Raw genomic sequence first — 12,869 nt, 5'->3', positions numbered from 1 at the left:
GAAGGTCGTCTAGACCTTTAACTTCAAAATCCATTTCAACATTTAACGATATGTACATCTTAATCACCTCAAAATTATTATAAAGAAGTGATCATTTTTGTCCATATTTATTCAAGCAACTTTGTACATATTTAAATTAACATTTGTATAAGGTAAAAACGGATGCGATCGATGCTTATCATCTTTGTGAACTTTATTATAAAGAAGAATTAGAACCATATAAAAAGAGAGGAATACAACTATTAAACCTTCGTAATTTAACAAGACAACAAGAAAGTATTGCGGAAATGGCAGCTAAAACCAAGTTACAGCTACATTCCTTAATAGATCAGGTATTCCCTGAATTTAGAGGTGTATTTGGAAGTCTCTACTCTAAGGTATCATTACTTACCTTACTCGCATTTCCAACATCCGAAAGCGTATTAAGTGTCGATGAAAAAGAATTGACCGAGAAGATATCTTCCCTCTGTAACAGTCGTTCTGAGAAATGGGCAAATGAAAGAGCACAGAAATTAAGAGAGGCCGCTCTTCGAAACCCGTTTCAACATAACCAGTACCAAAGCCATATTTTTAATCTGGAGATGTTAATAAATATTGTTCTGCAATATCAAGAGCATCTGTCAAAGCTAGCAAATGAAATAGATTCAATCGCAAAAGAGATAGAAGAATATAAAATACTCCAATCTATCCCCGGAATCGGAGAAAAAATCGCTGCAACGATTATTTCGGAGATTGGAGAGATAGATCGGTTTGACGCCGCCAAAAAACTCGTTGCATTCGCAGGAGTCGATCCTAGTGTTTATTCTTCGGGTAAATTTACTGCATCCATTAACAGAATTACCAAACGGGGTTCCAGTAGACTGCGTCACGCCCTGTATATGGCTATTCAAAGTGGTATTCGAGATGCCCGAAAAAAGAAGACAACGGATGAAATCATTCCTCGAAATAAAAGACTGAGAGAGTTTTACGACAAGAAACGAGAAGAAGGAAAACCCTTTAGGGTAGCCATTATTGCCTGTGTAAATAAGCTCTTACACTGGATTTATGCCTTACTAAAAAACAGAACTACTTTCCAGGATATAGCATAGAAACTGTATTTATATTAATTCACCAAAACCTTCCAAAAGTGATTTAGAGGAAGGTTATTTGGCATGTATTTTTTTAGTATATCATGAGGTTAATAATTTTTTTAGTGAAAAATATTGACAAACTATTAGCTGGTTTAGTTTAAGTGTATTAATTCACAATCTTAATATTCATTTCTTCTATATGCATATCTTCTTTAGTTTTATTTATTATAGAAATGCTTCCCCTTAGTTCAGGAAAAATTTTCAACTACAATCGAAATCGCATACATTTTGAGTTTACATAACAACAGACATGGTAATGAATACTTGGTTCTAGAGGCCAATTGGAGAGTAGTTGTATAGGTGGCTATTTGCGAAACAATCCAAACTCGTTACATGCAAAGATCTCAAATATGTGTCTTAGTCTAAGCCTCTTCATTAATTAAACATATCCTATACTTATAACCCTAAGAAGGGAGGTAAAAAATGTTAAATCCAATGCATTTTAATGTAGGACATCAAATGTTTCCGGGTTTTAGACCCCAATTTTTTCCTCGTTTTGAAAACGAAAGGTTTCCCCGTTTTGAAAACGAAAGGTTTCCCCGTTTTGAAAACGAAAGATTTCCTCGTTTTGAAAACGAAAGGTTTCCCCGTTTTGAAAACGAAAGGTTTCCTCGTTTTGAAAACGAAAGATTTCCCGGTTTCGAAAACCAAATGTTTCCAGGTTTTGGAAACCAAATGTTTCCCGGTTTCGAAAACCAAATGTTTCCCGGTTTTGGAAATCAAATGTTTCCCGGTTTTCCTAGATAAAAAGGAATAGGAGGATCCCGTGACGGTTCACGCCGTTCAAGGAATCCTTTTTTAAATTTCTGGCTTCAACGAGAAAAGTGGAGGAAATATTATGTAATACTTTCATTTATAATAATTAATTTGGCTCTACATGAACCTGAATAAACACAATGTCTCTCTCAATTTCTTTTAGATCTTGGAGGAATCCTTTTTTTCATATTTGTCTCCTTATAATTAATATCCTTTAACAATCAATCCTTCTTCAACTAACCTGTCCCGTTAGCCATCCATGCAGCAAAAAAAGCTGCACCACAGAGGATGAAAATTGTTACAGAACGGGTATATGATTGGTATGGCTGGCGAAGAAGGTCGATGAACTATGGTGCCATAGAGCCCATCCGTTAGTCTGACTCCAACGACCACGGTGCATCACAGACTGTCGCACTCTATACGAGTAGCACTCATGGGAGATTAATCCTACTCTGGTTACTGCACCAGCCGCCTTTATTATAAGAAGAATGGAGTTGAATCCTGATTTAACTTTCAATTTAATATAAACACTCTAAAGGCTCAGCCTTTTTTAAAAAAAGCTTTTTCTGAGTCTCTTTTGTTATGCAATTTTATGGATTTTGAGGGTTTTTTAATTTTCATGGGAGTTGAAGTTAGCTCCTTCTCTTTTATTCCAAATTATGTTCGGACTATGTCCGTTATTTTAAAAAACTATATTAAAACACTCTGTTTTAGTTCATAATATGAAAAAAGAACTAAACTAAAGGAGATAGTACCTATGGAAATGGTGGTTCATGAACTTAACCGTTTAGTTGAAGACTATAACAAATGTCCCGATTTACTAATAAAAGAACAAATTCTTATAGATATAGACCTATTAAAAGAGGCATTATTACTTTCGAATATTAATTTTAATTTCAAACTCCTTGATAACTTATAATCTTGGCCTTAGTGGGAATATTTAGCCCAGCAGCCACTTGTTCTTCTAGTCGAGTAGAAGGAGTAATGGTTTTCTTATTGAATTAAAGCAGCAGTTTAGAAAAAAGTATTATTTATATATTTATATTATGGGTAGGAAATCGCATACCCTGACTCTACGCATAAATTAAAACGAAAGGTAAAATAATAATGATTTTAAATATTGTTTTGGGGTTTGTTGTTCCGTGGACTATCTGTATAATACACCTTTACAAAAAAGAGAAATTGTTACTACTTTTGGTTGCTCCTTTTTTTTGTGTTGTTGCCTATACAATAAATACCTTTGGTTTTTATTTTGGTTTTTGGGAAGTAATACCTTTTCCTACTCAAAAAAATTTAGCTTCACTACCTTTTGATTTAGGAATTTTTCCAATCTTAGCAAGTTACTTGATCTTTTTCATTAGAAAGATTAAAAAACCTTATTTTATTGTCTTTTTAATGACCTTGTTCACCACTTTTTTAGAACTGATATTTGTTTATTTCGGAAGGGTAATTTACGGACATGGTTGGAATATCTATCTTACATTTTTCTCTTATTTATTCCCTTATTTTTTTGTGTATGGGTATTACAAATATTTAATAAAATTAAATGTACTAAAATAGACTCCACCTTCATGAACGGGTGCTTTAATAAAAACAAGATCATCATATTGATGGTCTTGTTCTGCTAAAGCACCCGTGAGTTGATTTAATCTTTCAACGTTTCGACTTCCTTTATCGCACTTGTTAAAGCTAAGGTATTTTTATTTATCGTATGTCCTTCTACGAGGGAGATATCGTATTCATTCTTATCCATTGTATTTAGTTCCCAGCTTGCACCTATTGTCATTTCAACATTGTCTGATATTCTCTTAGCGTAGGATCCTTCCTTGTCTTCCACTAATTCTCCGACAAAATATGTATTTCCACTTGACTGTATTACTAATTAGTTTTCATCTTTTGTTGTTGTAATTAAATCAATATTCCCTTTAATATTTTCATTCTGAACGAAATGTTCCAAAGTTTCTTCTTTAGAAGAGAAATGGTCTATATTACCCTGTTCACTGCAAGCAGATATGAAAAAATAGATATAACCATTAAAATAACCTTAATTTGTCTAATGATAATCTCCACCTCACCAGTTGATTTTTAATAAAAAACATTTGCCATTGTTCAAATTATCTGCCCTTTACATCGAACCCATCTCTTCCATTAAAGGAAGTTAAAATCTCATAGCCTTCATGTTTAACTCTAATTGAATAAATTCTGATAAATTTTATCCATATTATTATGCTCTCCAAAAAGGTGTGTCATAAATTTGTAGACAAACTTACTAATTTTTCTACGATAATAACTCTTTTAAACATTTTCTGATCTTTTCTTTTTGATATATAAAGCAATAAATACTACTATGAGTACAGCTAAAATGGCATATACAACATTTGAATAGATATCCATATACCCCACAATTTTATTCCAAGAAGCTCCTACTGCTGCACCAACACAAACCAATATCGTATTCCAAATTAAGGAACCAATTGTCGTCAACAATAAAAATATTCCCATATTCATACGGGACATGCCGGCTGGTATGGAAATTAAACTTCTAATTAATGGGACAAGTCTACCAAAGAAAACTGTCCAAACTCCGAATTTATGAAACCAATCATTTGACTTTCGAATATCTTTTGGAGTAATTCGTAAAATATGACCCCATCTGTCAACAATTTTTTCTAGTCGTTCGACATTAAGTTGTAAACCAATCCAATATAGAATGACGGCCCCCACGACTGAACCAATCGTTGAAACAACAATTACCCAAAAGATTGTCATATGGGTTGTTGTCGTCATAAAACCTCCTAAGGTTAAAATGACCTCGGATGGTATTGGTGGGAAAATATTTTCTAATGCAATCAAAAGAAATATCCCTAAATATCCATAGGCATTCATCACTTCGGTTATCCAATTTTCCATTTTTATTCTCCTCAAAAATTCTAAACTTTGCTTGTAACACATAACTTTAAATAAAAAGTTCAAATAATAACTTTAAATTTTAAAAAATCCACACAAAAATTTAAGGCTAAATCATTCAGTCGAATGCCATTAGAAGAGCTGATTCTAACGAATATTTTTATCGACCCTTTAAAAAGCTTCAATCTACTTTTACTAGTTAAAAAATACAATTAGTTATCCCCATATTCAATTTACCCATTGTCCTCAGAAGAAAGCTTTCTTGCATATCGCTTCTCTTTATATCTCTGGTAAAACCAAATAGCCGTTGCAAGCCAAAAGCCACTGGCAAAATAACCACTGATAATATCGCTCGGATAGTGCACACCAAGATAAATCCGACTGGTACCAATCATGAGAACCATTATAGTACTAATTATTATCAAAGTAGTGCGCCCTAAACGTGAAGGAATATGACGCCATAACAGAAATGAAAGAATTCCATAAACTGCAAGAGCATTCATCGCATGTCCACTAGGAAAGCTATATCCTCCTATTTCAATCAATCGATGTAAATCTGGTCTCACTCGATGAAAGAATTGTTTTAAGATCTGATTTATGATGGGTGTTCCAATAACAACCGTAACAAACAATAAGAGTTCTGATCGATGTTTTAATACAAAATAAAGAAAAAAAGCTACTATAACAAAAATACCAAACACAATATTAAACGATCCAACGTACGTAAAAAATTTCATTATTGAGGTTATAGTTGGTGATTCAAAACCTTGTATAAAGGAAATCACGTATTGATCAAATTGAACTATTTTATGCCTTCTAATTAAAATAGCCATACAACTAAAACCGATAAGTGAAACTAAACCAATGATAAAAGCTCTCAATAAATACCCAGTTAATCTCATGCTGAAAACTCCTGCCTTCATCTGTTCTTAGAAGATTTTTATCTTTTTTGTCCAATGAAAACTCTGCAAATATGGATAAAACAAAGCAAGGTGTGATTTTATAATTTCATTAGTTCATTTCATTGTTTTTGTTTTTTACTTTTGGGAATACAAGTTTTACAGAAGTACCTTTGCCTAACTGACTTTCAATCACTAAACTCCCCTTGTATGTCTCCATTAACTTTAATGCAATAGATAATCCGATTCCATACCCGCCCTTTTTCCGATTGCGCGATTTTTCCACTCGATAAAATCGATTTGTAACATGTGGAATATCTTCTTCCAGAATTCCGATTCCAAAATCTTGAACAATCAATTCTCGGTTCTTAAAATATATTTTTATTCTTTTATCATCATTTGAATATTTTATAGCATTATCGATTAATATCGTAAGCAATTGTTCCAAATGTCCCTCTGTAACCGCAAGTAGAGTCCCTTCAAATAATTGAAGAGAAAATTCAGCCTCCGGATGCGTAACTTGAAAATCATTTACGACTTTTTGAATAATTTGTTTTGGATCCATCAATGGAATAATGACATCTAATGTTTTTTCGGAATCGAGTCTGGATAATTCTAATAAATCCTTCACTAATTTGTCCATGCGATTCACTTCTTTCAAAGAAGAAGCTAATGATTTATTTAACACTTCCGGGTCATCTTTCCCCCATCTGTTCAACATCATTAAGTTTCCATTTAATACGGATAAAGGGGTTCTCAATTCATGAGAAGCATCTTCTACAAATTGTTTTTGTTGATTGAAAGAAGTTTCTAATTGATCCATTAATTCATTAAAATGAATCGCTAATTCAGAGATTTCATCTTGTGCAGGTGGAACTTTGACTCTTTCTTCTAAACCAAATTTTTTGATTCTAGTAAGGGAATGAGAAATAGCTTGTATTGGTCTAACTATTTGTTTAGAAAGAAATAGTGCTCCCACTAAACTCAAAAATACTGCACCAATTCCTGTTAAGAACATAACAAGGCTAAATTGTTCTAATAGTCCATCGAAAATCTCCATATTTCTTACGATTTCAATTGTTCCTACGTAATTCATATCCACTAATGGTTCACGATATACAAGCAAACGGTCATCGCCTGATTTGACTAGCTCAAATTGTTCACTTTGAACTAATTGGGAAGGTACATGCAATAATTCTTCTTCACTTACTGCCACAACACTTTTTCCTTCTTTATCTAAGACGCGAATCGTCTCCGATTTCTCGTTAATCGAATTGATAAACGATTCATTTTCCTTAATGAATTGTACAGATAGTTTTTCATTGGAATAATAGTTTTGAATAGTAGTCATTTTCTTTTCAATGGATTGCTCTTCATAATGAATCATCCAGCTGTTCATCACAAAATATTGCAATATATTATAAGAAACAAACAAACCAATCATAAGCACAGTCGCCCATATAACAATTTTCGATTTTAACTTTAACTTTTTCATCATTTCATCACATAACCAATTCCACGGACAGAGTGGATATAGTTGTCGTTTTCTTTATTTATCTTGTTTCGCAAATATCGTACATATACGTCGACCACATTCGTCTCTACTTCTGTCTCATATCCCCAAATTTTCTCAAGAATCAATTCCCTAGAGAGAACTCGGTTCACATTTTGTAAAAACATTAAGAGGAGTTCATACTCTCTTTTGGTTAAAGGAATCTCTTCTTCCCCTTTCTTAACAGTTCGTGATATAGTGTCTACTTCAATTTCTTTGAATATTAAATGTTTCACGATGTTTTCTTCATGTCGTTCATTTCTTCTAAAAATTACACGCATCCTTGCCAAGAGTTCTTCTATGGAAAAAGGCTTTGACATATAATCGTCTGCCCCAACATCTAAGCCCATGACACGATCCATCACACTATCCCTAGCTGTAAGCATAATAATCGGTGTTTCTTTTACTACTCGAATTCTTCTGCAAATCTCTATGCCATTTAAATGGGGCAGCATTAAATCTAAAAGAATAAGATCAAAATGGTTATTTAGCGCTGCTTCTAATCCATCTCTACCATCATGGAAAACCGTCACATCGAAGCCCTCGTGTTTTAGTTCTAACTCTAGAAATTCTGTAATGCTTTCTTCGTCTTCAATGATTAATACTTTTTTCAACGCGAACCCTCCCACGAATTAATTATCTCCATGTTATCGAACAATGGTAGGACAGACAAATTTCTTTATTGTTTTTTTCTTCTTGTAACGAAAAATAGTAATAGGAGTAAAATCACTGGCATTGCAATCGATACTATTTGTACAAAAAGTGGATTAATTTGTGTATTTCCTAAAATATGCACAGGTATTGACGCACTTGAATGGATTTGTTGATCGTCGTCACTACTTACAGTTACATACAATTTATATTGACTTGTATACACAAAACGAATTGGTAATTCAACTTTTACAGATTGCTGTGGCTTTAATGTATCGAGTAAAATAGGTACATCTGCACCATAGTCCTCCAAATTTACGGTCATATGTTTTCCGATATCTGCCATCGTAATATAAGCCATTGCATTTTTCAGCTCTGTGTTTGATAAATTGGTGATTTCAGCTTGCACACTCGTTTCAAGACCCGGGTAGTTCTCCACTGCATCAGGAGAGAGGATCTTAATATCTAACGTATCTTGTGCAAATGCAACCCCACTTGTTTGCGTCATCATCTGAAAGGTGAAGAGAAAAGCAAAAGTAATCCATACTTTTTTCATCTTATTCTCCTCCTTTAAGCGTAATTTTATTATTTGCAAATAACAATAACCCAATACTTAATATTAAGAAGATAATTACTGGCAGTAAATCCACCATCAGTACTGCGAAGCCGAGCCGATTCACGAAATAATCCTTTAACGTCAGCATGGATCGTGATAATGGGCTAACTGTGTCCACAATATGCGCAAATCCACCTTTTTTCATCGTCGTTGATAAGAACATCGGTATTGCCGTTACTAAAAATAAAACAAATGATAAAAGGGTAGAACTCTTCGTAGATGAAAGTATCGCAGAAAACCCTAGCGATAACGCTGCAAATCCAATGACTAAAGGAAAACAAATTAGATAAAGAAACACCAGTGCTTTCACAAATATATCCGTACCCATTGAAAGTGCAAAAAAGTAGGGTAGAGATAATAAAGAAATGATGAACCAAAATAAGAGCAAACCTACTAATTTTCCAAATGTAATTTGTGCTTTAGACAAAGGGGATAATAACAGACTTTCAAGTGTTTCTCTTTCCCTTTCCCCCGCATACATATTCGATCCAATAATGATCGTTACTAGAATACTAATCCCTAAAACTACTTTCATGAAGGTCATATTTACTTCTACCTGAGCAAGTAAACTAAGTTCTTTAACGGAGACAAAGCTTAACGCAAGACCGCTAAACAATAGTGTCACTGCAAAATATATCCACAAGCTCTTTTTAGAAAAAACATTTTCCTTTATTTCCTTTCCGATGAGTGCTGCTATCATAAATGTACCTCCGTATCTTCCTGGCCTGTAAGATAAAAGAATACCTCTTCTAAAGTAATCGGTTCCGTGGTATCTGCTTTCAATGGTCGATATTTGTTCAAAAGGGAATCTAAATAATCTTCTTCTATTAAATTCCCTTCCTTTACAATAGCTACTCGATTACAGATTTCGGAGATTTCTTTTAGCAAATGAGAAGTGATGAATATCGTAACCCCGTGTTTTTTATTTAAATCTTGTAAAATCATTTGAATATCTCTTTGCCCTTGAGGATCTAAACCAAGTGTAGGTTCGTCTAAAAAAATTAGAACTGGTTCGTGGATGATTGTTTTTGCAATACCGATTCTTTGTCTCATCCCTCGAGAATATTGTCCAATTGGGATATTTGCTTTATTAGTCATTCCAACTAAACGAAGTACTTCTTCTACTCGTTCTTTTTGTTTGCTTTTACTTACTCCGTAAAGTTGTGCGAAGAATAGTAAATACTCTACCCCCGTCATCCAGTTATAATAACCATGGGACTCCGGTAAAACACCTATCATCTTTCTAATTTCTCGTTCGTTGCGTATAACACTTTTCCCTTGAATAAGAACTTCCCCAGCTGTTGGCTTTAAAAGCCCATCTAACATACGAATAGTTGTTGTTTTACCGGCACCATTGGGACCTAAAAAACCGTAGATATCTCCTTCGTTTACTTGTAAACTTAATTGATTAACTGCGGTGAATCCATTTGGATACTCCATTGTTAAATCCTTCGTTTGAATCATGGGATACCTCCTCCTAATAATTGATGAAAGAAAAAAAGGAAAAGATGGGACACCCACCTTTTCCCTTTAGAAAATTCGATTATTCGTTTCCTTCTTGATCTTCAGCTTCATTGTCCGCTTCAACTTTCACTACTTTTCCTGTAGCAGCATCAATTTTCACGTCTTGTACTCCGTTAGTTGATTGGATTTCAAAACCGTAAACAACTACACCATCTTCATCTTCTAATTCAGATTCATTTACTGTTCCTGGTACTTCTTTTAATGCAATTGCTTGTGCTTCATCTACAGTCAATTTTGCTTTTGCTTGAAGTTCCGCAATGTTATCGTCATTTTCTTCTCCGTCATTTTCTTCACTTTCTTCAGTTCCATTTTCATCGTCATTTGCATCATTTTCGACCTTAACGATATCTCCATTTATTGCATTGACTTTCACATCATTTACTTCACCTGAAGCTGTTTGAATTTCAAAGCCGTAAACAACTACACCATCTTCATCTTCTAATTCAGATTCATTTACTGTTCCTGCTACTTTGTTTAGTGCAATTTCTTGTGCTTCATCTACAGTCAATTTTGCTTTTGCTTGAAGATCGGCAATATTGTCATCGTCTTTTTGATCTTCTGCTTGAGTCGTTGTAGCTGCGTTGTTGCTTGCAAACGCAGTAGAATATACGCTATTACCTACTACTGCACCCCCAATTAGTGTTGCAGCTAAAACTGGGATTATTAATTTCTTTTTCATCTGTATTCCTCCTAAAAATTATTGTGAATCTTTCTTACAGTCCCTATTCTGACAGAGAGTTATGAAAAGTTAACGAAGCTTTTTTAAGAAGTTGATGAAAGTTCAATGAGAAATTTATCATTTTCTAGCGTGTTCACTAGTGTGCAAATCCTGCTATTTCTTCTCCATAAGCACCTTTATACTCTTCCATTTTCGTTCACACTTCTTTTTTTTCTCGAAATGTATTAGATATTTATAAATTTTTCACTAAATAATCCATACTTGATAAAACAAATAATAATTGATATGAATTACTAGTGGGTAAAAAATTTAATGAAAGAAGTGTAATCTACATGTGGATTATGGTCTACAAGTGAAGGTTTATAAGTCGGATTTGTGTAATTTAAATGTTAATATTGGCCACTTATGGTCCACCTTGATGGATGAAACTATTCAAATTTGAAAACGGCTGCGTGAAGAAATTGATGTGGCTTTGCAAAACGGCACAATTTTTGTACGTCCCAAGGTTACGGTCACTGAGGAGTTTAAAGAACCGTATGCTAGCTGGAAATCGGGAGAGATTATAGCAGTGAAAGCAATGCAAGAAATTGGAGTGAAAAAGATTACTTTTTATAAACTTGTCAGAGAGTATGAAGAAACATTGTAGTTATACCTATAGAATATAGAGGTAAATCATTTACCATGAGAAGTAACTAATTGGTGTAATACCGAGAAGTTCATATCAAACACTTTTTCATAATTCTGCTTCCATTTTAAGAGGACCATCACTACTTTTCCCAATTTGAAAGTTAGTGAAGGTCCTTTTATTTTGGCTAAATTTCAACATTTACTTCGGATACTTCGTTCTTCGAATCTTTAACAAACGCACCCGTTAGTTGAATAAGAACAGACACGCTAATACAACAATCGCGCCCGATTGTTGTTATAATTCCTTTTCTATGCTTGATACTTCGCATTCCTTATGCTCTTTATTGTCCTCACATACCCAATTACCAGGAAGAGTATAGCTGTATATATTACTGCACCACCCATAGTAAGCAGTGCTGGCAATTTATAACTGATTGATGGGTAGCCGCTATGAGCATTATAATGCCATTCTTCACCGACAAACCCAGACTGAATACCGTATAACGCAAATCCAAACAGTGCTAAAGCAAATATAGCCTTTTTTTGAAAGACCAATTTAACTAAAGTGTCTTTAAAAACAGAGGAGAGGGATACTTGTCCTTTATACACTTTTACCTGTTCCATTTTAGTAGATGGAACTAAAAAGAAAACAAGCAATCCGCTGTAAATCAGTATCAGGATAATAATTTCGGAAATACTCATCAATAAACCTCCTTTATCCTTTTTTAGACGTTTTTGGCTTGAAATTAGATTCATCAATCCAGCCCGATTCTGGTACAGCGATGTCCTGCAATCGCACCCGATTGCGTGGATCGAGTTAAATTACCTTTTGTTTCCTAAACGTTTATTGAAGTAAATTTTCTTCAGTAACACGCATAATAAAAAAGCTATGTATCCACCCATTGAATTCATTATTATGTCATCGACATTAAAGGTACGAGGTCTTATCAGTCCAATGTAGGTAAAGGAAAATTGAACAGTTTCAATCATAAAACTAACGAGAAATATTATTAGAAAGGCTTTAATTTTACTTTCCAGCTTAAACAAAAAGGACAGATAAACACCTAAAGGCATTAACATAATAAAATTAAAAAAGGTTAATTTTAATGAGTTCCAGAAAGACCAATCAATCCCAACATAGCGATACATTAAAAATAACTCTTTCAAGAAATAGAATGGAACCAATTGAACGGATGGTTCATTATCTTTCCACAAAGGGATCCAAATTCCCCCAATTGTAAGTCTGGCAACAATCAGTGAATAAATGATGAAGCTATAATAGAATATTCTCCTTACAAGATTACTTTTTCCGTTCCGTTTAAAATCAATGATAATATATAAAATCAAAGAAAAAATCAATATAACGGCAAAAGCTAAATCATAAATTGTATGCAATACTATCTCCCCTTACTATCTAACAATCTGGCCCGATTGTTGAACTTAAGTTAAACAACACTGTTCAACTAGTCGAGTAGAAGGGAACCTCTCTACCCTGCGGTAGATTGTGTTCCTCCCCCCTCACAGAACC

General features: G+C 33.9%; 15 protein-coding genes and 1 pseudogene. 5 read left to right on the top strand and 11 right to left on the bottom strand.

Annotated features, from left to right (window positions below; genetic code table 11):
• Positions 1–143: 143 nt before the first annotated feature.
• The 4 genes and pseudogenes from LDK52_RS07085 to LDK52_RS07070 form a co-directional block, all read left to right on the top strand.
• Positions 144–1,088: pseudogene (locus LDK52_RS07085) on the top strand (IS110 family RNA-guided transposase); the annotation flags it as partial.
• Positions 1,089–1,553: 465 nt separating this feature from the next.
• Positions 1,554–1,877, top strand: coding sequence for a hypothetical protein (locus LDK52_RS07080; RefSeq protein ID WP_277585251.1), 324 nt, complete (start codon positions 1,554–1,556; stop codon positions 1,875–1,877).
• A gap of 766 nt (positions 1,878–2,643) precedes the next feature.
• Positions 2,644–2,805: a hypothetical protein gene (locus tag LDK52_RS07075; protein ID WP_277585250.1), complete on the top strand. Its 162-nt coding sequence runs from the start codon at positions 2,644–2,646 to the stop codon at positions 2,803–2,805.
• A gap of 188 nt (positions 2,806–2,993) precedes the next feature.
• Complete coding sequence (locus LDK52_RS07070; RefSeq protein WP_277585249.1) at positions 2,994–3,446, top strand: CBO0543 family protein; 453 nt, start codon at positions 2,994–2,996, stop codon at positions 3,444–3,446.
• Between the two features lie 85 nt (positions 3,447–3,531).
• Here LDK52_RS07070 and LDK52_RS07065 read toward each other — a convergent pair whose 3' ends face one another.
• From LDK52_RS07065 to LDK52_RS07025, 9 genes are all read right to left on the bottom strand, one after another.
• Complete coding sequence (locus tag LDK52_RS07065) at positions 3,532–3,723, bottom strand: hypothetical protein (RefSeq protein ID WP_277585248.1); 192 nt, start codon at positions 3,721–3,723, stop codon at positions 3,532–3,534.
• Between the two features lie 458 nt (positions 3,724–4,181).
• Positions 4,182–4,796: a DedA family protein gene (locus LDK52_RS07060; protein WP_277585247.1), complete on the bottom strand. Its 615-nt coding sequence runs from the start codon at positions 4,794–4,796 to the stop codon at positions 4,182–4,184.
• Between the two features lie 230 nt (positions 4,797–5,026).
• Positions 5,027–5,695, bottom strand: coding sequence for a phosphatase PAP2 family protein (locus tag LDK52_RS07055; protein WP_277585246.1), 669 nt, complete (start codon positions 5,693–5,695; stop codon positions 5,027–5,029).
• A gap of 109 nt (positions 5,696–5,804) precedes the next feature.
• Entirely contained in the window at positions 5,805–7,187 is a 1,383-nt protein-coding gene (locus LDK52_RS07050) for a sensor histidine kinase (RefSeq protein ID WP_277585245.1), read from the bottom strand.
• Positions 7,187–7,858 carry a response regulator transcription factor gene (locus tag LDK52_RS07045; RefSeq protein WP_277585244.1) on the bottom strand — a complete coding sequence of 224 codons (672 nt, stop codon included), beginning with the start codon at positions 7,856–7,858 and terminating at the stop codon, positions 7,187–7,189. The genes LDK52_RS07050 and LDK52_RS07045 overlap by 1 nt, the downstream gene beginning before the upstream one ends.
• A gap of 65 nt (positions 7,859–7,923) precedes the next feature.
• Positions 7,924–8,451, bottom strand: a complete 528-nt coding sequence (locus LDK52_RS07040; protein ID WP_277585243.1) for a hypothetical protein — start codon at positions 8,449–8,451, stop codon at positions 7,924–7,926.
• Between the two features lies 1 nt (position 8,452).
• On the bottom strand, positions 8,453–9,211 hold the full coding sequence (locus tag LDK52_RS07035) for an ABC transporter permease subunit (protein WP_277585242.1): 759 nt from the start codon (positions 9,209–9,211) through the stop codon (positions 8,453–8,455).
• On the bottom strand, positions 9,208–9,975 hold the full coding sequence (locus LDK52_RS07030) for an ABC transporter ATP-binding protein (RefSeq protein WP_277585241.1): 768 nt from the start codon (positions 9,973–9,975) through the stop codon (positions 9,208–9,210). The genes LDK52_RS07035 and LDK52_RS07030 overlap by 4 nt, the downstream gene beginning before the upstream one ends.
• Before the next feature lie 79 nt (positions 9,976–10,054).
• Positions 10,055–10,714 carry a PepSY domain-containing protein gene (locus LDK52_RS07025; protein ID WP_277585240.1) on the bottom strand — a complete coding sequence of 220 codons (660 nt, stop codon included), beginning with the start codon at positions 10,712–10,714 and terminating at the stop codon, positions 10,055–10,057.
• A gap of 466 nt (positions 10,715–11,180) precedes the next feature.
• Here LDK52_RS07025 and LDK52_RS07020 point away from each other — a divergent pair, with 466 nt between their 5' ends.
• Positions 11,181–11,360 carry a hypothetical protein gene (locus tag LDK52_RS07020; RefSeq protein ID WP_277585239.1) on the top strand — a complete coding sequence of 60 codons (180 nt, stop codon included), beginning with the start codon at positions 11,181–11,183 and terminating at the stop codon, positions 11,358–11,360.
• Between the two features lie 290 nt (positions 11,361–11,650).
• Here LDK52_RS07020 and LDK52_RS07015 read toward each other — a convergent pair whose 3' ends face one another.
• Together LDK52_RS07015 and LDK52_RS07010 are read right to left on the bottom strand one after the other, a co-directional pair.
• Positions 11,651–12,043 carry a hypothetical protein gene (locus LDK52_RS07015; protein ID WP_277585238.1) on the bottom strand — a complete coding sequence of 131 codons (393 nt, stop codon included), beginning with the start codon at positions 12,041–12,043 and terminating at the stop codon, positions 11,651–11,653.
• Between the two features lie 120 nt (positions 12,044–12,163).
• A complete protein-coding gene (locus tag LDK52_RS07010) occupies positions 12,164–12,736 on the bottom strand; it encodes a VanZ family protein (protein ID WP_277585237.1) in 573 nt (190 codons plus the stop codon).
• Positions 12,737–12,869 lie beyond the last annotated feature (133 nt).

The organism is Psychrobacillus antarcticus, assembly GCF_029533155.1.
GTDB classification, from domain to species: Bacteria; Bacillota; Bacilli; order Bacillales_A; family Planococcaceae; genus Psychrobacillus; species Psychrobacillus antarcticus.
Note: the sequence above shows the minus strand (reverse complement) of the source record. Positions and strands in the feature narration are given on the sequence as shown.